The 20901-nt window shown below is 72.3% G+C and carries 20 protein-coding genes; 11 read left to right on the top strand and 9 right to left on the bottom strand.

Annotated features, from left to right (window positions below; genetic code table 11):
* Positions 1-98: 98 nt before the first annotated feature.
* Positions 99-1673, top strand: coding sequence for a ricin-type beta-trefoil lectin domain protein (locus tag AB0M93_RS16520; RefSeq protein ID WP_364274001.1), 1575 nt, complete (start codon positions 99-101; stop codon positions 1671-1673).
* A 1-nt stretch (position 1674) separates the two neighbouring features.
* On the opposite strand, the gene pucD is transcribed toward AB0M93_RS16520, so the two are convergent.
* Genes pucD through AB0M93_RS16500 form a run of 4 tightly spaced genes read right to left on the bottom strand, consistent with a single transcriptional unit; the run spans position 1675 to position 6603 of the window.
* Positions 1675-3933: a xanthine dehydrogenase subunit D gene (gene pucD, locus AB0M93_RS16515; RefSeq protein ID WP_364273999.1), complete on the bottom strand. Its 2259-nt coding sequence runs from the start codon at positions 3931-3933 to the stop codon at positions 1675-1677.
* A complete protein-coding gene (locus tag AB0M93_RS16510; RefSeq protein ID WP_364273996.1) occupies positions 3930-5270 on the bottom strand; it encodes an 8-oxoguanine deaminase in 1341 nt (446 codons plus the stop codon). Before AB0M93_RS16510 ends, pucD begins: the two co-directional genes overlap by 4 nt.
* Complete coding sequence (locus tag AB0M93_RS16505; protein WP_364273993.1) at positions 5267-5749, bottom strand: (2Fe-2S)-binding protein; 483 nt, start codon at positions 5747-5749, stop codon at positions 5267-5269. The genes AB0M93_RS16510 and AB0M93_RS16505 overlap by 4 nt, the downstream gene beginning before the upstream one ends.
* On the bottom strand, positions 5740-6603 hold the full coding sequence (locus AB0M93_RS16500) for an FAD binding domain-containing protein (protein ID WP_364273990.1): 864 nt from the start codon (positions 6601-6603) through the stop codon (positions 5740-5742). Before AB0M93_RS16500 ends, AB0M93_RS16505 begins: the two co-directional genes overlap by 10 nt.
* A gap of 123 nt (positions 6604-6726) precedes the next feature.
* Between AB0M93_RS16500 and AB0M93_RS16495 the strand changes: the two genes are divergently transcribed.
* The 3 genes from AB0M93_RS16495 to AB0M93_RS16485 are packed head-to-tail and all read left to right on the top strand — an operon-like array spanning position 6727 to position 9664.
* The gene (locus AB0M93_RS16495) at positions 6727-8061 is read left to right on the top strand and encodes a PucR family transcriptional regulator ligand-binding domain-containing protein (RefSeq protein ID WP_364273987.1); all 1335 of its coding nucleotides are present in this window, start codon (positions 6727-6729) and stop codon (positions 8059-8061) included.
* A gap of 4 nt (positions 8062-8065) precedes the next feature.
* Positions 8066-8554 (top strand): MarR family transcriptional regulator, encoded by a 489-nt coding sequence (locus AB0M93_RS16490; protein ID WP_364273984.1) that lies wholly within the window; start codon positions 8066-8068, stop codon positions 8552-8554.
* 24 nt (positions 8555-8578) lie between these two features.
* Entirely contained in the window at positions 8579-9664 is a 1086-nt protein-coding gene (locus AB0M93_RS16485) for a DUF2786 domain-containing protein (protein ID WP_364273981.1), read from the top strand.
* Here the strand turns inward: AB0M93_RS16485 and AB0M93_RS16480 are convergent, their stop codons facing one another.
* On the bottom strand, positions 9665-9886 hold the full coding sequence (locus tag AB0M93_RS16480; RefSeq protein WP_364273978.1) for a hypothetical protein: 222 nt from the start codon (positions 9884-9886) through the stop codon (positions 9665-9667).
* 312 nt (positions 9887-10198) lie between these two features.
* Here AB0M93_RS16480 and AB0M93_RS16475 point away from each other — a divergent pair, with 312 nt between their 5' ends.
* Positions 10199-10540, top strand: a complete 342-nt coding sequence (locus AB0M93_RS16475; RefSeq protein WP_364273976.1) for a hypothetical protein — start codon at positions 10199-10201, stop codon at positions 10538-10540.
* A gap of 59 nt (positions 10541-10599) precedes the next feature.
* On the opposite strand, the gene AB0M93_RS16470 is transcribed toward AB0M93_RS16475, so the two are convergent.
* Complete coding sequence (locus AB0M93_RS16470; protein ID WP_364273973.1) at positions 10600-11787, bottom strand: aldolase; 1188 nt, start codon at positions 11785-11787, stop codon at positions 10600-10602.
* The gene (gene aceB, locus AB0M93_RS16465; RefSeq protein ID WP_364273970.1) at positions 11788-13365 is read right to left on the bottom strand and encodes a malate synthase A; all 1578 of its coding nucleotides are present in this window, start codon (positions 13363-13365) and stop codon (positions 11788-11790) included.
* Positions 13366-13477: 112 nt separating this feature from the next.
* On the opposite strand from aceB, the gene AB0M93_RS16460 reads away from it, so the two are divergent.
* Both AB0M93_RS16460 and AB0M93_RS16455 read left to right on the top strand, forming a co-directional pair.
* Positions 13478-14254, top strand: a complete 777-nt coding sequence (locus AB0M93_RS16460) for an IclR family transcriptional regulator (RefSeq protein ID WP_364251433.1) — start codon at positions 13478-13480, stop codon at positions 14252-14254.
* A 73-nt stretch (positions 14255-14327) separates the two neighbouring features.
* Positions 14328-14627 (top strand): hypothetical protein, encoded by a 300-nt coding sequence (locus tag AB0M93_RS16455; protein WP_364273967.1) that lies wholly within the window; start codon positions 14328-14330, stop codon positions 14625-14627.
* 1 nt (position 14628) lies between these two features.
* Here the strand turns inward: AB0M93_RS16455 and AB0M93_RS16450 are convergent, their stop codons facing one another.
* Positions 14629-15129: a GNAT family protein gene (locus AB0M93_RS16450; RefSeq protein ID WP_364273964.1), complete on the bottom strand. Its 501-nt coding sequence runs from the start codon at positions 15127-15129 to the stop codon at positions 14629-14631.
* A 136-nt stretch (positions 15130-15265) separates the two neighbouring features.
* On the opposite strand from AB0M93_RS16450, the gene AB0M93_RS16445 reads away from it, so the two are divergent.
* Both AB0M93_RS16445 and AB0M93_RS16440 read left to right on the top strand, forming a co-directional pair.
* Positions 15266-15739, top strand: coding sequence for a hypothetical protein (locus AB0M93_RS16445; RefSeq protein ID WP_364273961.1), 474 nt, complete (start codon positions 15266-15268; stop codon positions 15737-15739).
* 62 nt (positions 15740-15801) lie between these two features.
* Positions 15802-16608 (top strand): hypothetical protein, encoded by an 807-nt coding sequence (locus AB0M93_RS16440; RefSeq protein ID WP_364273958.1) that lies wholly within the window; start codon positions 15802-15804, stop codon positions 16606-16608.
* Here the strand turns inward: AB0M93_RS16440 and ftsY are convergent.
* Positions 16605-17894 (bottom strand): signal recognition particle-docking protein FtsY, encoded by a 1290-nt coding sequence (ftsY, locus tag AB0M93_RS16435; protein WP_364273955.1) that lies wholly within the window; start codon positions 17892-17894, stop codon positions 16605-16607. The genes AB0M93_RS16440 and ftsY overlap by 4 nt on opposite strands.
* A gap of 139 nt (positions 17895-18033) precedes the next feature.
* Here ftsY and AB0M93_RS16430 point away from each other — a divergent pair, with 139 nt between their 5' ends.
* Both AB0M93_RS16430 and AB0M93_RS16425 read left to right on the top strand, forming a co-directional pair.
* The gene (locus AB0M93_RS16430) at positions 18034-19242 is read left to right on the top strand and encodes an anhydro-N-acetylmuramic acid kinase (protein WP_364273952.1); all 1209 of its coding nucleotides are present in this window, start codon (positions 18034-18036) and stop codon (positions 19240-19242) included.
* Between the two features lie 15 nt (positions 19243-19257).
* Entirely contained in the window at positions 19258-20823 is a 1566-nt protein-coding gene (locus tag AB0M93_RS16425; protein ID WP_364273949.1) for a sodium:solute symporter, read from the top strand.
* Positions 20824-20901: the final 78 nt, after the last annotated feature.

The following is a 20901-nucleotide window of genomic DNA, read 5'->3' as shown; positions in this document are numbered from 1 at the left end:
GTGGCGCTTGACCGCGCAGCATCCGACACGGAAGCTGCTCAGTGGTCAAACAATGGTCTAGTCCTCCTGCCTCACACCGCCGTCCGGTTGGAGCCGCCATGCGCCGATTCCTCGCCGTCCTCGCCGCCGCCGTCACGACCGCCGCGATCTTCAGCCCGCCCGCCCAGGCCCTCGAAAACGGCCTCGCCCGCACGCCGCCGATGGGCTGGAACACCTGGAACACCTTCGAGTGCAACATCAACGAAACCCTCGTCAAGCAGACCACCGACCTGATGGTCAGCTCCGGGATGCGCGACCGCGGCTACACCTACGTCAACCTCGACGACTGCTGGATGACCCGCAGCCGTGACGCCGCCGGCAACCTCGTCGCCGATTCCGCGAAGTTCCCCAGCGGCCTCAAGGCGCTCGGCGACTACATCCACGCGCGCGGCATGAAGTTCGGCATCTACGAAAGCGCGGGCACCGAGACCTGCCAGCACTACCCGGGCAGCCTCGGCCACGAACAGGCCGACGCGAACCTGTTCGCGAACTGGGGCGTCGACTACCTCAAGTACGACAACTGCGGCAGCCCGGCCGGCGAAACCCAGCAGGACTACGTCCGCCGCTACTCCGCGATGCGCGACGCGCTCAAGGCCGCCGGCCGCCCGATCGCCTACAGCATCTGCGAATGGGGCAACTTCAGCCCGTCGACCTGGGCACCCGACGTCGGCAACCTGTGGCGCACCACCGGCGACATCACCAACAACTGGGGCAGCATCGACTCGATCTACCACCAGAACGTCGGGCTCGCGGCCGCCGCGAAGCCGGGGGCCTGGAACGACCCGGACATGCTCGAGGTCGGCGACGGCATGGACTTCCAAGAGGACCGCGCGCACTTCACGCTGTGGGCGGCGATGGCCGCGCCGCTGATCGCCGGCGCCGACCTGCGCTCCGCCAGTGTCGCCACCTTCTCGACGTACCTGAACTCCGACGTCATCGCCGTCGACCAGGACGCCCTCGGCAAGCAGGCCCGGCGGATCGCGACCGGGAACGGGCTGGACGTCCTCGCGAAACCGCTCCAGAACGGCGACGTCGCCGTGGTGCTGCTCAACGAGAACAGCACCACGAAGACCGTCTCGACGACGGCCGCCGCGGCCGGGCTGCCCGCCGCGTCGAGCTACCGGCTGACCAACCTGTGGTCGAAGGAGCTCACCACGAGCACGGGCACGATCAGCGCCGCCGTCCCGTCGCACAGCACCGTGATCTACCGCGTCAAGGCGAACGCGTCCGGCACCAGTATCGGCGCCACCCAGCCGATCCAGGGGGCGTCCTCGAGCCGCTGCATCGACATCAACGGCACCGCCCCCACGCCCGGCCCCCAGGTCGACATCTGGGACTGCGACGGCGGCGGCAACCAGGACTGGACGTTCACCGCCGCCGGTGAGCTGAAGGCGGACGGGCTCTGCCTGGACGCCAGCGGCGGCACCAGCGCGGCCGGGACCAAGCTCGTCGCGTGGACCTGCCACGGCGGCGCGAACCAGAAGTTCAAGCTGGAGGCCGACGGCTCGATCACCCAGGCGGGGCTGTGCGTCGACGTCACCGGCGGCGACAAGCCCGCCGGCAACGTCAACGGCGTCCAGCTCGAACTGTGGAACTGCAACGACGACGCCAACCAGAACTGGCAGCTCAGGTAGCTCAGGTGCCGGTCAGGTGCTCCGGCCGCACCGGGACGCGGGTGAGCGCGAGCCCGGTCGCGGCCCGGATCGCGGCCACGATCGCCGGGGTCGACGAGATCGTCGGCGGCTCCCCCACCCCGCGCAGGCCGTAGGGCGCGTGCGGGTCCGGGCGCTCCAGGACGTCGATGCGCATCGGCGGCATGTCCAGGACCGTCGGGATCAGGTAGTCGGTGAAGGAGGGGTTCCGGATCTTCCCGCCGGAGGTCTGGATCTCCTCCATCACCGCGAGCCCCAGCCCCTGCGCCGAGCCGCCCTGGATCTGGCCCAGCACGGCCTGGGGGTTCAGTGCCTTGCCGACGTCCTGGGCGCAGTCCAGGGCGACCACCTTGACCAGGCCGAGCTCGGTGTCGACGTCGACGACGGCCCGGTGCGCGGCGAAGGCGTACTGCACGTGCGCGGTCCCCTGTCCCGTCTCCGGGTCCAGCGCGGTCGTCGGCCGGTGCCGCCACTCCGCGGTTTCGTCGTAGACGTCGTCGCCGAGGACGTCCGCGAGGTCGGCGACCACCTGGCCGTCGGCCGCGACGAGCTTGCCGCCGGCCACGCGCACCCGCTGGTCGAACCGCGACAGCAGCCGCGCCCGCACCGCGGCGCACGCGGCCTGCACCGCACCGCCGGTGACGTAGGTCTGGCGCGACGCCGACGTCGAGCCGCCGTTGCCGATCGAGGTGTCCATCGGCAGCACCGTCACCTGGTCGACGCCCAGTTCGGTGCGGACGATCTGCTGCATGATCGTCACCAGGCCCTGGCCGACCTCGCAGGCCGCGGTGTGCACGGTCGCGGCCGGTTCCCCGCCGACGAGCTGCAGCCGCACCCGCGCGGTCGAGTAGTCGTCGAAGCCCTCGGAGAAGCAGACGTTCTTGATCCCGACGGCGTACCCGACGCCGCGGACGACGCCTTCGCCGTGCGTCGTGTTGGAGACACCGCCCGGCATGTGCCGCAGGTCGAACGGCCGCTCCGGCGGCAGCGGCATCTCCCGGACGCGGGTCAGCAGTTCCGCGACCGGCGCTTCCGCGTCGACGACCTGGCCGGTCGGCATCAGGTCGCCTTCGCTCATCGCGTTGCGGACGCGGACCTCCACCGGGTCCAGGCCGCACGCCTCGGCGAGCTTGTCCATCTGGGACTCGTAGCCGAACGCCGCCTGCACCGCGCCAAAGCCGCGCATGGCGCCGCACGGCGGGTTGTTGGTGTAGGTGCCCCAGCAGTCCACCGCCACACTGTCCACTTTGTACGGTCCGACGCCGAGGGTCGCGGCGTTCGCGACCACCGCACCGGTCGAGGACGCGTACGCGCCGCCGTCGAGGAAGAGCCGCGTCTTCACGTACACGAGCCGGCCGTCGCGCGTGGCGCCGTGCTCGTAGTACATCTTCGCCGGGTGGCGGTGCACGTGGCCGTAGAAGGACTCTTCGCGGTTGTAGACCATCTTCACCGGCTTGCCGGTGTGCAGCGCCAGCAGGCACGCGTGCACCTGCATCGACAGGTCTTCGCGGCCGCCGAACGCCCCGCCGACGCCGCCGAGCGTCAGCCGCACCTTCTCCACCGGCAGGCCCAGCGCGGCGACGATCTGCTGCTGGTCGACGTGCAGCCACTGCGTCGCGACGTACAGGTCGACGCCGCCTTCGGTGTCCGGCACGGCCAGCCCGGACTCCGGGCCGAGGAAGGCCTGGTCCTGCATGCCGACCTCGTAGACGCCCGAGACGACGACGTCGGCGGAGACGTCCTGCGGGCCACGGCGGATCTTCACGTGCCGGACGACGTTGCCGCCTTCGTGCAGCGAAGGCCCTTCGCCCGCGACGGCCGCTTCGGAGTCCGTCACCGGAGAAAGCTCTTCGTAGGTGACGTGGATCCGCTTCATCGCGCGGCGCGCGGTTTCCGGGTGGTCCGCGGCGACCAGTGCCACCGGCTCGCCCTGGTACCGCACGACGTCCGAAGCGAGCACCGGCTGGTCGGCGTGCTCGAGGCCGTAGCGGTTGAGGCCCGGCACGTCCTCGTGCGTCAGCACCGCGTAGACGCCCGGGACCGCGAGGGCTTCGGCGATGTCGATGCCGGTGATCCGCGCGTACGGGTGCGGGCTGCGCAGGGTCACGCCCCACACCATGTCCTCGTGCCAGAGGTCCGAGGAGTAGGCGAACTCGCCGCGCACCTTCACCGTGCCGTCGGGGCGGCGCGGCGAAGCGCCGATGCCGTTCGCAGTCGGCGTGGTGACGGACGTGGTGGTCATCGGTCCTCCCGCAGTCTCGCGCTCGCGGCGGCCAGCTCGCGGGCGATGGCGGCCTCGTCGGCTTCGCGCAGGGTGCCGTCCTCGACGACGGCCTTGCCGCCGACGAACAGCCGGCGCAGCGGCGGCGTGGTGCCGAGCACCAGCGCCGCGACCGGGTCGGCGATGCCGGCGTGGTTCAGGCCGGTGAGGTCCCAGACGGCGAGGTCGGCGAGCTTCCCGGGTTCGAGGGAGCCGAGGTCGTCGGCGCGGCCGAGGCAGCGCGCGCCGCCCATCGTGCCCATCCACAGCGCTTCGCGCGTGGTCAGGCCGTGCGGGCCGCCGCGCTGGCGGGCCTGCAGCAAAGACTGGTGCAGCTCTTCGCCGAGCCCACCGGACTCGCTGGAGGCGGCCCCGTCGACCCCGAGGCCGACCGCGACCCCCGCGTCGAGCAGGTCGCGGACCGGGGCGATGCCGGCGCCGAGGCGGCCGTTGGACGTCGGGCAGTGCGCCGAGCCGGTGCCGGTGGCGCCGAAGCGGCGGATCGCCTGCGGCGCGAGGTGGACGGTGTGCGCGAGCCAGACGTCGTCGGCGAGCCAGCCGAGCTTGTCGGCGTACTCGGCCGGGGTGCAGCCGGCCTCGGCGAGGCACTGGCGCTCTTCGTCGAGCGTCTCGGCGAGGTGGGTGTGCAGGCGGACGCCCTTGCGCCGGGCCAGCTCGGCCGCGCCGGACATCAGCCGCTCGGTGACCGAGAACGGCGAGCACGGTCCCGCCGCGATCTGCAGGTGGGCTCCCGCCGAGTCGTCGTGGAAGCGGTCGATGGCCGCTTCGGTGCCGGTCAGGGCGTCCTCGGTCGACTCGACGAGGTTGTCCGGCGGCAGGCCGCCGTCGGACTCGCCGCGGTCCATCGACCCGCGCACGACGTGCAGCCGGACGCCGATCCGCTGGCGGGCCGCGGCCAGCGCCGCGAGCTGGTCGCCGCCGTCGCGCGGGAAGACGTAGTGGTGGTCGGCGACGGTCGTGCAGCCGGTCAGCGCCAGCCGCGCCATCCCGGCGGTGCCGGCGGAGTGCGTGATCTCGGCGTCGAGGCGGCCCCAGACCGGGTAGAGCGCGACCAGCCACTCGAAGAGCGTGTGGTCGGCGGCCATCCCGCGGGTCGCCCACTGGTAGAGGTGGTGGTGGGTGTTGATCAGGCCCGGCGTGACCAGGCACCCCGAGGCGTCGACGCGCTCGTCGAACTCGCCGGTGTACACGCCTTCGCCGACTTCGGCGATCCGGTCGTTCTCGACGACGACGTGGCCGTTCGCGTACTCCTCGCCGGTGACCGTGGCGACGGCGGCTCCGCTGATGAGCGTCCTCACGCGACTGTGTCCTTTCCGGAAGCGCCCGCCGCGACGGCGCGCACGGCGTCGAGGATCTTCTCGTAGCCGGTGCAGCGGCAGAGGTTGCCGGCCAGCGCTTCGCGGATCTCCTCGTCGGAGGGGTCGGGGACGCGGTTCAGCAGGTCGTGCGCGGCCACGACCAGGCCCGGCGTGCAGAACCCGCACTGCACCGCACCCGCGTCCACAAAGGACTGCTGGACCGGGTCCAGTGCGTCGCCGTCGGCCAGTCCTTCGACCGTCCGCACCACGCGGCCCTCGGCCTGCCCGGCCGCGACCAGGCAGGCGCACACCGGGACGTCGTCGAGGTAGACCGTGCAGGACCCGCATTCGCCCTGCTCACAGGCGTTCTTCGAGCCTGGCAGCCCCAGCCGCTCGCGCAGCACGTAGAGCAGGCTTTCGCCTTCCCAGACGTCGTCCGCCTGCCGCGGCTCGCCGTTGATGGTGACATTCAGGCGCATGCGCGCTCTCCCGTCCGGTGTTCGTCCCAGGCCCAGGTCAACGTACGCCGCGCGAGTACCCCCAGCGCGTGCTTCCGATACGCGGCACTGCCCCGGACGTCGTCGATCGGCTGGGCGGCCGCGCCGGCCAGCTCGCCGAAGCGGCGCTTCAGGGAGTCCGCCAGCGGTTCCGATGAGCCCCACGGCAGCTCCGCGGCGAGGAACTCCTCGGCTTCGCGGGCGCGGCGCGGAGTCGGGGCGGCGGAGCCGATCGCGGCGCCCACCTCGCCCTGCCGGAGCGAAATCGCGAACGAGCAGACCGCGATGACCATGGCGTTGCGCGTGCCGACCTTGGCGAACTGCTGCGGCCCGGCGTGCGCGGGCAGGTGGACGGCGGTGATCAGCTCGTCCGGCGCGAGGGCGTGGCGTTTCACGCCGACGTAGAACTCCTCCGCGCGGAGGAGGCGGGTCCCCCGCACGGAGGCCACCTCGACCTGCGCGTCCAGGGCGAGCAGCACCGGGTGGGTGTCACCGGCCGGGGAGGCGGCGCCGAGGTTGCCGCCGACCGTGCCGCGGTTGCGGATCTGCGGGGACCCGACCGTGCGGGACGCCATGGCCAGCGCCGGGACGGCTGCACCCAGTTCGGCGATGACGCGGCTGTACGGGACACCGGCGCCGAGCCGGACCGTGCCGTCCGATGTGGACCACGCGGTCAGCTCGGCCACCCGGGTGAGGTCGAGCAGGGCCGCCGGGCGCCGGTGGTCGAAGTTCAGTTCGACCATGACGTCGGTGCCGCCGGCGATCGGCACGGCGTCCGGCCGCGCGGCCTTGAGGGCCAGGGCCTCCGCGAGCGTCGCAGGACGCAGGAACTCCACGGGCGTGCTCCTTCGTGAGGGCGATAGACCAGTAGACGACGGATCACCGCCGGGCGGCAACGGCACCACGCATGAAACGCACAGGAGCGGATCCGGGTGCGTTTGTGCTTTCCTACAACCCTGATGACGACCGTGAAAACTCTGCTGGGCCTGCCCGGGCTGCGGCTGCGCCCGCGGGCCGGGACCGACCTGCTCGACCGGCCGGTGACGCGCATCTACGTCACGGAGCTGCCCGACCCCGGACGGTACCTGTCGGCCGGTGAGCTGGTGCTGTCCGGCCTGCTCTGGTGGCGCGCGCCGGGGGACGCCGAGCCGTTCGTGGCGGCGCTGGCCCGCTCGGGCGCGGCGGCGCTGGCCGCGTCCGGCGCCGACTCCGGCGGCATCCCGGACGACGTGGTCGACGCCTGCGTCCGGCACCGGATCCCGCTGCTGGAAGTGCCCACGGACCTGTCGTTCTCGGTGATCACCGAACAGGTCGTGCTCGCGCTGGCGGCGGCGTCCGACAGCGCCCGCAAACGTTTGCAGGCCGCGGCGGAAGCGCCGGTCGAGACGCTGCTGGAGCGCGCGTCGGCGGAGCTCGGGCTGCCCTGCTGGGTGCTGTCGGGACTGGGCCGGGTGATCGCCGGGACCGCGCCGCTGCCGCTGCCGGCCGAGGACGTCGTCCGGCGGTACGCGGCGCGCGAGCCCGGGCCGCTGACGGTCGTCCCGGTCGAGGGGCGGCACGCGGTGCCGTGGCTGGTCGCCGCCGGCGGGCCGCTGAGCACCGGCCAGGCCGAGCTGACCGAGGAACTCGCGGGCCTGGTCGGGGTGACGCGGGCGCGGGCCTCCCGGATCGAAGCGCCGCTGCCCGACGACGTGTGGGTGGTGGCGCTGCGGACCGAAGGCAGCAACGAGAGCCGGGACGTCCTGAGCGAGTGGCTCCCGGACGCGGTCGTGCTCGAATCCGCCGGGGACACGGCGTTCGCGGCGACCGCTGGCCGGCCGCCGACGGCCGAACTGTCCATTGTGGAACCACTGCTGCGTGCCACGCGGATCCTCTGCGGCGTCAGCGATCCCGGCCCGCGCGACGAGGCCACGGAGAGCGCGCGGTACGCCGTGTCGGTCGCGGCGCGGCGCCCGGGCCGGGTGGTGGCCGTCCCGGCGGGCGAGGTGGACGTGCACGAGCTGCTGCTGGCCGGCGCGCCGGACGGGCTGCGCGCGGCGCTGCGGCGCCGGGTCCTCGGCCCGCTGCTGGCCTACGACGCCGAGCAGCACACGGATCTGGTGCACACGGTCCGGGTGTTCCTCGAGTGCTCGGGCTCGCCGACGCGCGCGGCGAAGGCGTTGCACGTCCACGTGAACACGCTGCGCTACCGGATCGGCCGCGCGGGCGAGCTGCTGGGGGCGGACCTGACGGAGTTCACCGACCAGCTCGACGTCTACCTCGCGTTGCGCGCCGGCGAGCAGGCGGGAGGATGAGGGGGTGGACCCCGAAATCACTTCGGCCCGGCAGGCGGCGAACGACGCCCGCGTGCAGGCCTTCGGGCGGCTGCAGGGCGCGGCGAACCGGCTCGAATACCTGCTCGGCCGGGCGCTGGAGCGCGAGTGCGGGATCACGCACCTGGTGTACGAGGTGCTGCTGATCGTGGGCCGCGCCGGCGAGGACGGGCTGACCATGCGCTCGATCGCCCAGGAGCAGGTGCTCACCACCGGCGGCGCGACCCGGCTCGTCGACCGCATGGAGGCGCTCGGGCTGGTGACCCGCACCGCCGACCCGCGCGACCGGCGCGTGCAGCTGGTGCGGCTGACCGCCCTCGGCGAGGAGACCACCGTGCGAGCGAGCCGCCTGCACGTGGAGAACATCGAGCAGTTCTTCTTCCGCCCCCTGCCCGAGGGCCACCGCGAGCGGTTCGCCGAAGACCTGCGGACGCTGAGCCACTTCGCCCGCGACGCCCTCCCCCGGCTGCGCTGACCGGCCTGCGGCAGACTCGGCGAGGTGGGCAAACAGAAACGCGCACCCCGCGGTCCGCTGCCGGCGACGGCCGAGGGCTTCGCCGGCGCGCTGCTGACCGCCGCCCAGGCCGGGGACGACGGACGGTGGCTCGCCCCGGGCTTCGAGCTGCCTGCCGAGCTGGCCCGGGGCGCGGAGCTGGCCGCCCAGCCCCTGCTCGGCCGGGTCCGCCGGGGCGGCTGGCCGCCCGAGGACCTGCGTCAGGCCGCGACCCGCCGCCTCGACGAGTTCGCCGCCTCCTACGTGCTCGACGCCCTCGCCGAGGAGGGTGGCGTCCGGTGGTGGACCGGCGCCGAGCCGCACCTGGTGCAGTGGGCGGCGAAGCACATCCTCACGCCGGCCGAAGCGGTGACGGCGGTGGTCGAAGCCCTGGGCCTGCTGCTGACCCTCCCGGTGACGGCAGCGCAGCCCCGGCCGGCCGCGCACCACGGCGTCGACGACAAGAAGCTGAGCCGGGTCCGGGCGCTGCTGGCGAAGGCCGAGTCGACGTCGTTCCCGGAGGAGGCCGAGGCCCTGTCGGCGAAGGCCCAGGAACTCATGACCCGGCACGCCTTGGACCGCGTGCTGCTGGAGGCCGCGCCCGAGCTGCCTTCGTCCCGCCGGATCTGGCTCGACACGCCGTACACCGACGCGAAGTCGCTGCTGGTGCACGTGGTGGCGAAGGCCAACCGCTGCCGCGCGGTGTACGACCCGCGCTGGGAGTTCGTGACGGTGGTCGGCGACGAGGCGGACCTGGACGCGGTCGCGCTGCTGACGACGTCCCTGCTCGTCCAGGCGACGCGGGCGATGATCGCGGATCCGGCCGGGCGGTCCCGGCCGTTCCGGAAGTCGTTCCTGGTCTCCTACGCCACCCGGATCGGCGAGCGCCTGGAGCAGGCAGCCGCGGCGACGCTCACGGAGATGCCCGACACCGACCGGCTGCTGCCGGTGCTGGCCTCGCACGAGCTGAAGGTGAACACGGCGTTCACCACGCTGTTCCCCGAGGTGGTGGGCAAGTCGGTGGCCGTGCGCAGCGCCGAGGGCTGGCACGCCGGCCGGTCGGCCGCCGACCGGGCGCGGCTCGGCGAGTGACTAGAGGAAGATCTTCACCAGCTGGTCCCGGCCGTCCTGGTCGCGCACCAGGACCTGCTTGCCCGCCTTGAGTTCGGCGTCGACGAACTCGTAGACCAGCAGGGCCCGGTTGACGAGGTCGACCTTCTTCAGGCCGGTGCGCTCCTGCAGCTTCGCCAGCGCATCGGCCGCTTCGGCGATCAACGCCACGTTGACCCGGCCCACCGGGTTGTCTTCAGCCACGACGCAATGATGGCAGGAACGCCACCGAAATCCCACCTTTTTTGCAGCAAAGCGGTGTTGCATCCGCCCGGGCCGGCCCTCTACAGTCGAAGGCGCCTGCTGCGAACCCGTTTTCATGCGAACGGGCCGGGAAGCCGGACCACGCTTCCGCACAGCAGGGAACCGGATGGCGGAGTGCGGCCCTGCGAGGGGAAGGCGGCGCATCGCCGGCCGGTAACCGGCCGCGGCGCGAGCCGCGGCCACGAAAAGTGGTCCCCGGCCGGCGTGCCGCCGCGGACGCCCGGCCGGGCCCGGAAAGGAACGGGCACGAGCATGGGTGCCGAAATGGAGCGTGCGGATCCGTCCGCACCTCACGAAGGGGAGCCGGCGCGGGACGACCTCCCGACCCGGTTCGCACACGTCCGGATCGAGACGTCGGAGGTGAAGGCGGAGATGGCAGTGCCGTCGAGCCAGACCCGCCGGCTGCTCACCACGGTCCTGGACGTGCTGGTGGTGCTCGGCGCGGTCCTCGGTCCGACGCTGACGTCGAGGGCAGCTTCGGCCGCTCTTCCGGCGTGGGCGGCCGCCGGGACGATCGCCGGTCAGCTCGCCTTGCTGACGGTGGTCGCCGTGATCGCGCACCGACCGGAACACCCCGGCCGGTTGCCGTCCTGAAACCGGCCGTGACCAGCGGCTGAGGGGGCGCTCCCGGCGAGCGCCCACTCAGCCGCTGGTCACGCGAGCCGGTGCGCGTACTTCTCCAGCTCCGGCCGTCCGAACGTCAGCTCGCCCTCGTCCAGCGCCCCGCAGTCCAGGCCCCGCAGCAGGTACACCGCCAGCGCCTGCGCCGTAGCCGGCTCGTCCAGCACACCTCCGGCCTTCTTCTCCGCGTACGCGCGCAACCGCTCCACCGCCTCCGGGAACCCGGACCGGTAGAACGTGTACGTCGCCGCGAAGCGGGTCGGCAGCTGGTGGGGGTGCAGGTCCCAGCCCTGGTAGAAGCCGCGCTCCAGCGACCGGCGGACCAGCCGCAGGTGCTCGGCCCACGCCGCCGGCAGCGCGTCGCCGATCGGGAGGCGGTTGGTCGAGCCGTCCGAAAGGCGGACTCCGGTGCCCGCCGCCGCGACCTGCATCAGGCCCTTGGCCAGGTCCGCCGCCGGGTGCTCCATGCTCTGGTACGCCGCCGCGATGCCGAGGCCCGCGCTGTAGTCGTACGTCCCGTAGTGCAGCCCCGAACACCGGCCCGCCGCGGCCTGCGCGATCCGCGCCACCGCCAGCGTCCCGTCGACGTCCACAATGGACTGGGACGTCTCGATCTGGACCTCGAAGCGCAGGGTTCCCGAGGTGAGCCCGTACGCGGATTCCAGGCGCGCCAGCACTTCCGCCGCCACCGACACCTGCTCGACCGCCGTCACCTTCGGCAGCGTGACGACGAAGCCGGGCGGCAGCGGCCCGTTGTCCAACAGCCCGGTGAGGAACAGGTCCAGCGTGCGGATGCCCCGCCGGCGCGTCGCCGCTTCGAAGCTCTTGAAGCGGATGCCGCAGAACGGTGTCCCGCCGGTGGTCGCCAGGGTCTGGCCGGCCGCCAGGGCCGCCGCGTCCTCGACGTCGTCGGGCACGCGGCCGTAGCCGTCCTCGAAGTCGATCCGGAGGTCCTCGATCGGCTCGGTGAGCAGCTTCGCCCGCACGCGTTCGTAGCCGCCGTCGTCGAGGCCGAGCAGGTCGCCGTGCTCGATGAAGACCCGCATCGCCTGCTTGCCCCAGTCGGCGACCAGGCGCGTCCGGTACTGCGACGCCGGGACGTACACCGTGTGCACCGGCTGCCGTCCCGGCCGATCCCCCGGGTACGACGCCGCGACGCGCGCGTCGGCCGCAGCCAGGCGCGCGTCGGCGGCGTCGTAGACGTCCTCGGGCAGCCGCACCTACTTGATCCGCTCGTAGGCCGGCAGGGTCAGGAAGTCCGGGAACTCCTCGGCCAGCGCGACCTGCTCGAACAGCTCCACGGCCGGCTCCAGCAGCTCCGGCTTGAGCTCGCCCGCCAGCTCGCCGCGGACGTCCGCGAGCACCCCGCGCACAAGCTCCGACGTCACGACGTCGCCACTGTCCAAAGTGGTCCCGTTCTTGACCCACTGCCAGATCTGCGAGCGCGAGATCTCGGCGGTCGCCGCGTCCTCCATCAGGTTGTGGATGGCCGCCGCGCCGTTGCCGCCCAGCCAGGACGCGATGTACCGGACGCCGACGTCGACCGCGGCGCGCAGGCCGGCCGCCGTCGCGCCGCCCGGCGTCGAAGCGACGTCGAGCAGCTGGTCGGCGGTGACGCTGACCTCGTCGCGGGTGCGGTCGAGCTGGTTCGGCTTCTCGCCGAGGACCTTGTCGAACTCCTCCTTGCAGAGCTCGACCATGCCCGGGTGCGCGACCCAGGAGCCGTCGAAGCCGTCGCCGGCCTCGCGCGACTTGTCCGCGTGGACCTTCTCGAAGGCACCCTTGTTGACCTCGGGGTCCTTGCTCGGGATGAACGCGGCCATGCCGCCGATCGCGAAGGCACCGCGCTTGTGGCAGGTGCGGACCAGCAGCTCGGTGTAGGCGCGCATGAACGGCGCGGTCATGGTGACGGAGTTGCGGTCCGGCAGCACGAACTTCTCGCCCGCGTCGCGGAAGTACTTGATCACGCTGAACAGGTAGTCCCAGCGGCCCGCGTTGAGGCCCGACGCGTGTTCGCGCAGCTCGTAGAGGATCTCCTCCATCTCGAACGCGGCCGGGATGGTCTCGATCAGCACGGTCGCGCGGACGGTGCCGTGCTCGATGCCGAGGGTCTTCTCGGCGTGGGTGAAGACGTCGTCCCAGAGCCGCGCTTCGAGGTGGCTCTCCATCTTCGGCAGGTAGTAGTACGGGCCCTTGCCCCGCTTGAGCAGCTCGGCCGCGTTGTGGAAGAAGTGCAGGCCGAAGTCGACGAGCGCGCCGACACCTTCGCGGTCACCGAACTTCAGGTGGCTCTCGGGCAGGTGCCAGCCGCGCGGGCGGACCACGATCGTGGCGTGCTCGACGTCGTCCTTGAGCGCGTAGCTCTTGCCGCCGCTCTCCAGCGTGATCGTCTCGCGGATGGCGTCGTACAGGTTGACCTGGCCGGACACCACGTTGTGCCAGTGCGGGGTGTTGGCGTCCTCGAGGTCGGCGAGCCAGACCTTCGCGCCGGAGTTGAGCGCGTTGATGGTCATCTTGCGGTCGGTCGGCCCGGTGATCTCGACGCGGCGGTCGCGCAGCGCGGGCGGCGCGCCGGCGACCTGCCAGTCGCCTTCGCGGATCTCCTCGGTCTCGGGCAGGAAGTCGAGCCGGCCGGTGGTCCGGGCCTCCTCGCGGCGCTTGCCGCGCGCCTGGAGCAGCTCGTCGCGGCGGCCGGCGAAGGCGTCGTGCAGGCCGGCGAGGAAGGCGAGCGCCTCCGGCGTGAGGATCTCGTCGCCGCGCTCGACCGGGTCGCCCAGCACCTGGACTTCAGAAGACATGGGGAAACACCTCGAGGGTTCGGATCTTTGGATAACGGCCCTACGGTTTTCTACCAGCCGGACTATAGTTTCTGCATAGCGGAAGCTCAACGCCGACGTAAGGAGGGCCACCGTGCCGGCGGAGAAGAACGGTCGCGACGGCGGCGTCCAGTCCCTGCAGCGCGCCTTCGAGCTGCTGGAACACCTCGCGGACACCGGCGGCGAGGCCAGCCTGTCGGAGCTGGCGACGCTGTCCGGGCTGCCGATGCCGACGATCCACCGGCTGATCCGCACCCTGGTCGACCTCGGGTACGTCCGCCAGAACACGAACCGCCGCTACGCACTGGGCGCCCGCCTGATCAGGCTGGGCGAGAACGCGAGCATGCAGTTCGGCGCGTGGGCCCGCCCGCTGCTGGCGGAACTGGTCGAGGAGGTCGGCGAGACGGCGAACCTGGCGGTCCTGGAGCGCGACGAAGTCGTGTACGTGGCCCAGGTGCCGTCGAAGCACTCGATGCGGATGTTCACCGAGGTCGGACGGCGGCTGCTGCCGCACGGGACCGGCGTCGGCAAGGCGATGCTGGCGCACCTGCCCGATTCGGAGGTCCGCGAGCTGCTCGGCCGGACCGGGATGCCGGCGTACACCGAGCACACGTTCACGGATCCGGACGCGCTGGCGGTCGAGCTGTCGAGGATCGCGTCGCAGGGGTACGCGCTGGACGAGGCGGAGCAGGAGCTGGGCGTCCGGTGCGTCGCGGTGGCGGTGCCGGGCGCGCCGGTGCCGGCGGCGGTGTCGGTGTCCGGGCCGTCGGGACGGCTGACCGCCGAGGCGGTGGCGCACATCGCCCCGGCGGTGCAGCGGGTCGCGGACGCCCTCGGCGCTAGCCTGTCCCAGGCCGTCGCGCAAGTGTGACAGCGGGTGAACCTAGGTGACACAAAGTGACCCCCGTGCGGCGAGCGAGCCGGGCGCCGGTAAAGTCGGCGGCATGGCAAGCCTCGAAGACCTCGAAGCCCGCGTGACCGCGTTGGAGGAACAGGTGCAGCAGTCCCGGCACGACGCCGCGGCAGCCCGCATTCTCGCCGGCACGGCGGATCGTGATGTCTCCGACTTCAAGCAGACCCTGAACGGCCACACCCAGGTGCTGAACGCGCTGCGCGAGACGCAGATCGAGCAGGGCAGGGAGATCGTCGACCTCAGGCCCGAGATGCGCAGCGGGTTCACCAAGATCAACGTCAGCGTGGAGCAGATGAGCCGGCTGCTTCAGCAGGTCATCGACAAGGACTGACTCAGCTCAGCTCCCCCGCCAGCAGGTCCATCAGCAGCCCGTCGTGCCAGGTGCCGTCCGGAGCTCGTTCGTAGTCGCGCAGCACCCCCACCGGGCGGAAGCCCACCTTCGTGTACACCCGGATCGCCGTCTCGTTGGACGCGGCCGGGTCGATCGTCAGCCGGTGGTGGCCCTGGGCGAACAGGTGCCGGGCCAGCGCCCGGATCGCGTCCGTGCCGATGCCGCGGCCGTGGAAGGCCGGGTGCACGGAGATGTCGATGCCCGCGTGACGGTACTGCGGGTCCAGCTCCTCACAGCTCTGGATCAGGCCGACGACTTCGCCGCCGGATTCGATCACGTAGACGGTGTAGCCCTCTTCGACCTCGTACAGGCCTTCGGTCTCCCGGTCCGGGTCGCCCCACCAACGGGCGACCTCCGGGGTGGCCAGGACTTCACGCATCCGCGCGCGGTCCGCTGCGCCGATCGGGCGCAGCCGCACCCGGTCGCCGTGGATGGCGGTCATGATGGGTCCTCTCTCGTAGCGAACGACGGCTTCGGAGCGTCTGTCACGAGGAGGGGCACGCGAGCGTCAACCGGGCATGCCCGGATTCTGCGCTCGTGCGCCCGCCGCCGTCATCCGAATATCGCCGGAGGACCGCATGGACCCGCACACCGGCGGCGCACTGACCTGGTTCGCCCAGGGCGCCGCTTCGAACCTGCTGGACCGGCTCGTGGACCGCGCGCTCGACGGCTCGCCGCAACCCCCCACGTGGCCGCGTCCGGCGAAGAGCGCGCCGGGAACGGTCGAAATCATGGTCCGCCACCACACCGCCGCGAAGGTGCGGACGCCGGTGATCCTGACGCTGCAGGAAGACGGCAGCCGGACGGGCACGGCGTTCTCGGTGGTGCTGGGCCACACCGCGCGCATCACCGTCCCGGGCGGCCGCTACTTCGGCGCGGCGATGGTGGTGGACCCGGCCCGCCGCACCCTCCAGGGCATCGGCTGGTCCCGGCTCACGGTGGCGGCCCACGGAACGTCCCCGTGCCTCATCCCGGCGGGACGGCCGTCGGCGCCGGTGATGCTGCAGCTGGGCCTGCGGAGGCCCGACGGGACGCCGCTGTTCCGGATTTAGGTATCAAACCGCGGGCCGGGAGCGTCTGTCTGCACAGCACGTGCCTGAGGAGGGGAGACGAAGTGCCCGAACCGTTCACCATGTCGCTCATCTGGCTGGGGCAGACGGCCGGCGCCGCGATCGTAGGACGGCTCGCCGAGCGGGGGATCGACCGGCTGCTCGACGGGCCCCGGCAGGTGGTCCTGCCGCCGCTCCCGCCGCGGGCCGAGCCGCGGCGGCACCGGCTGGGCGACGTCACCAGCGACGTCGACATCACCGTGCGGGCCACGCTCGCCGGACGGCGGCCGGTGCTGCTGGCGTTCCAGACCGCGCCGCGCGAAGGCGAGCGCACGGCGGGCGTGACCGTGCCGATGGTGCTCGGCGAGACCGCGCACCTCACCCTGCCCCGCGACGACTACCTGATCAGCGCCCTGGTCCTCGACCCGCCCGCGGAGCTCGGCGGCAAGCCGGTGCTGCACGGCGTCGGCTGGGTCCGCCACTGGGTCGCGAGCAGCGGGCTCGACCGGCTCACCATCGCGACCGAGGCACCGACGACGAAGCTCCTCCGGAAGCTCGGGCTGCAGGCACCGGACGGCACCAGCCCGTTCGTGCCGGCCCCGCCGGGCACGACCCCGCGGCAGCTCCCGGCCGCCCCCGGCGGCGCGATCCCGGCCGCGCTGACCGCCAGGCTCGCCGCCCACGCCGCCCACCGGAACGCGGCCGGATTCCCGCTCGGCTCGAAGTGCCGGGCCGCGATGTCCCGCTTCGGACCGCAGTGCGCCTTCCCCGTCAGCGCGTTCGGCAAGAACGGGTTGTGCATGACCCACTCCAACGCCTTGAAGCGAGGTTCGGCGGTCTACGAATGGCCGAGCCGGCGGCGGATCACCTAGCCGAGCAGGGCGTCCACGAAGGCACCCGCCTCGAACGGCGCCAGGTCGTCCGGGCCCTCGCCCAGGCCGACCAGCTTCACCGGCACCCCCAGCTCCTTCTGGACCTGGAACACGATGCCGCCCTTGGCCGTGCCGTCCAGCTTCGTCAGCACGATCCCCGTCACGTCGATGACCTCGGCGAACACCCGGGCCTGCATGAGCCCGTTCTGGCCCGTGGTCGCGTCGAGGACCAGCAGCACCTCGTCGACCTTCGCCTGCTTCTCCACGACGCGCTTGACCTTGCCGAGCTCGTCCATCAGGCCCGTCTTCGTGTGCAGGCGGCCCGCGGTGTCGACCAGGACCGCGTCGACGCCGGTGTCCACGCCGCGCTTGACCGCGTCGAACGCCACCGCCGCCGGGTCCGCGCCCTCCTTGCCGCGGACGACCTCCGCGCCCACGCGCTCGGCCCACGTCTGCAGCTGGTCGGCCGCCGCCGCGCGGAACGTGTCCGCCGCGCCCAGCAGCACCGTGCCGCCCTGGGCGACCAGGACGCGGGCGAGCTTGCCCGTGGTCGTCGTCTTGCCCGTGCCGTTGACGCCCGCGACCAGCACCACCGCGGGCTGCTTCTTGCCGTCGACGATGTGCGGCAGCGCGCGCACCGCGCGGTGGCCGTCGGTGGACAGCTGCGCCGTCAGCACCTCGTGCAGCACTTCGCGCGCCTCGGCCGACGACCGCACCGCGCGCCGGGAAAGCTCGTCACGCAGGCGCTCGACGATCTGGTTCGTGGTGGCCGCACCCAGGTCGGCCATCAGCAGCGTGTCTTCGACGTCCTGCCAGGAGTCCTCGTCGAGGTCGCCCGCGCCGAGCAGGCCCAGCAGGCTCGTGCCGAACATCGAGCGCGACTTCGTCAGGCGGCCGCGCAGCCGCTCCATGCGGCCCGCCGCCGGTTCGATCTGCTCGGCGACCGGGGCCGGTTCGACGACCTCGGCGTCCGGCAGCTTGACGTCCCGGACCGTCCGCTGCGCCGAGTCGCGCGGCACCGCCGCGTCGTCGCCGACGGCCGGCTGGCCGTCGACCTCGGGCCGGTCCTCGACCGGGTGCTCGGCCACGGGGGCCTCGGCTGTGCCGCCCGGCGCGAGCGCGATGCCCCCGCTGGCGGCGTACGAGCCGCCCTTCGGTTTGTCCTCGACCTCGCGCTGGGCGTCCAGGCTGATCCGCCGCCTGCGGGCGACCAGCAGGCCGGTCACCAGCAGGGCGACCAGCACGACGACGGCGACGACTACGAACAGGAACCAGGTGCTCGACACGGACCCATCCTTTCATCCGCGCCCACCCGCACCGGACACCCCGTCCGCACAGGCAATTCATCACCACTTCGATCCCGATTGGGCCAAGACTTCACCACGTGGGTTGCGTCACAGGCAACGCTCCACTAAACCCCTCCGGATGGGGAAAAGCGCGAGCCACGGCTTCCGGGTGATCGGGCTCATTTCGGGCACGTCGCTCGACGGGATCGACGTGGCCGCCGCCGACCTGCACGCCGAGGACGGCACGATCGTGCTCACCCCGCTCGGCGAGCTCGACGTCCCCTACCCCGAACCGCTGCGGGAAGCCCTGCTCGCCGCGCTGCCGCCGAACCCCTGCACCGCCGGGGAGCTGACGCGGCTGGACACCGGTGTCGGGCAGGCGTTCGCCGACGCGGCCGTCCGCGGCGCCGCAGACCTCGCCGGCGGCTCCGCCGATCTCGTCGCGTCGCTGGGCCAGACGGTGTTCCACTGGGTCGAAGACGGCGCGGTCCGCGGCACCCTCCAGCTCGGGCAGCCCGCGTGGATCGCCGAACGCACCGGGCTGCCGGTGTGCGCCGACCTGCGTGCCCGCGACGTCGCCGCGGGCGGCCACGGGGCCCCGTTGGCGAGCACCCTCGACCAGCTGTGGCTGCGCGGCCTCGCGGAGGAGGCCGGCCACCCGGTCGCCGCGCTCAACCTCGGCGGCATCGCGAACATCACCGTCGTCGCCGCGGGCGCGCCGGCGATCGCCTTCGACACCGGGCCGGCCAACGCCCTGCTCGACCTCGCGGCCCACCGCGTCACCGGGCGGCACAGCGACGTCGACGGCCGGCTCGCGCTCGGCGGCTCGGTGCGCCGGGACCTGCTCGACCGGCTGCTCGCCGACCCCTACTTCGCCGCCGCGCCGCCGAAATCCACCGGCAAGGAGCACTTCAACGCGCCCTACCTCGACGCCGCCCTCGCCGGCCTGACGCCGTCGGCGCCCGGCGACCTGCTCGCGACGCTGACCGAGCTGACCGCCGTCACCGTGGCCGGCCAGTGCCGCCGGCACGGCGTCGCGACCGTCGTCGCTTCCGGCGGCGGGGTCCGGAACCCGGCGCTGATGGCGGCGCTGGCCCGGAACCTAAGCGGGTCCGTGCTGAAGACCAGCGACGACTTCGGGCTGCCGGGCGCCGGCAAGGAGGCGTACCTCACCGCGTTGCTGGGGTGGCTCACCTGGTGCGGCGTGCCGGGTACGGTTCCGTCGGCGACCGGTGCGCGCGGGCCGCGGCTGCTCGGCGCGCTCGTCCCGGGCGCCGGGCCCCTGATCCTTCCCGCCCCGCTGGGGGGCACCGTGACGCGGTTGCGAGTCGCGGAGAAGACCGGATGACGGTAGGAGAGATCCATGCGCGGTGTTGACCTCGCCATCATCGTGATCTACCTGGCGGCGATGCCGCTGATAGGCGTGCTCGTCGGCCGGAAGCAACGGTCGGCGGCCGACTACTTCGTCGGCGAGCGCAGCCTCCCGTGGGGCGCGGTGATGCTGTCCGTGGTGGCCACGGAGACCTCGACGCTGACCGTGATCAGCACGCCGGGGCTGGTCTTCGGCAACGCCTTCCTGTTCCTGCAGCTGGCGTTCGGCTACATCATCGGCCGGACGATCGCCGCGTTCGTGCTGCTGCCGCGGTACTTCCGCGGCAACCTCGTCAGCGCGTACGCCTTCCTGGGCAAGCGGTTCGGCTCGGGGCTGCAGGGCACGGCGTCGGTGACGTTCGTGATCACGCGGCTGCTCGCCGAGGGCGTGCGCCTGTTCGCCGGCGCGATCCCGATCAAGGTGATCCTGGGGCACTACAACGTCCACCTGGACTACTGGGTGATCGTGGTGATCCTGACCGCGCTGACGCTGATCTACGCCTACATCGGCGGGATCAAGGCGGTCGTCTGGGTCGACGTCATCCAGCTGTCGCTCTACCTCGGCGGCGCGGCGGTGGCCGCGATCGTGCTGCTGAACAAGCTGCCCGCCGACTGGGCCACGCAGGCGTCCGCGGACGGCAAGTTCATGCTCGTCGACTTCACGAAGAACCTGCTGACCAGCCCGTACGCCTTCGTCACGGCGGTGCTCGGCGGCGCGGCGCTGTCGATGGCCTCGCACGGCGCCGACCAGCTGATCGCCCAGCGGCTGATGGCCACCCGCAGCCTGCGCGACGGGCAGAAGGCCCTGATCGGCAGCGGCATCATCGTCACCATCCAGTTCGCGCTGTTCCTGCTGGTGGGAGCGATGCTGTGGGTGTTCAACGGGCGCAAGTCCGTGGCGCAGCTGGGGCTGCAGAGCCCGGACGACGTCTTCTCGCGGTTCATCATCGACGACCTGCCGGCCGGCGTTTCGGGCCTGCTCATCGCCGGTGTGCTCGCCTCGACGATGGGGGCGCTGGCCTCGGCGCTCAACGCGCTTTCGACGTCCACCGTGGCCGACCTCTACCAGCGGTTCACCAAGCGCGCCCCGGAGGATTCGAAGCTGCTCAAGCACGGTCGCATGTGGACGCTGATCTGGGCCGTGGTGTTCGCTGTGTTCGCGTCGCTGTTCTCCACCACGAAGAACTCGGTGATCGAGCTCGGCCTGGCGATCACCGGCTACACCTACGGCGCGCTGCTCGGCTCGTTCCTGCTCGGCCTGCTGATCAAGAAGGCCCGGCAGGCCGACGCGATCATCGCGTTCGTGACCACCGTCGTGGTGATGGCGTTCGTCATCCTCGGGGTGAAGTTCAGCGCGAAGACCGGCGGCCTGATCGGCATCGACTTCTCGAAGGCGGCCGGGGACCGCGTGGCCCTCGCGTACCCCTGGTACACGCTGCTGGGCGTGGTGATCACGCTGGTCGTGGGCGGGGCGCTGGCCCTGCGCCACCGGACGCCGGATCCGAAGGCCGCCGAGGCCGAAGCCGCGGGCACGACCGAAGAGGTGGCCGCCGCCTGATTCTTCTGAACCGTTCCCGGCAGGCTCCCGTGTGGATGGCGGGAGCCCGCCGGAGAGCGGCGGGAGGAAGCGAAGGTG

It is taken from the genome of Amycolatopsis sp. NPDC051102 (assembly GCF_040682815.1).
GTDB lineage: Bacteria > Actinomycetota > Actinomycetes > Mycobacteriales > Pseudonocardiaceae > Amycolatopsis.
This window is presented reverse-complemented; position numbering and strand designations above follow the sequence as displayed.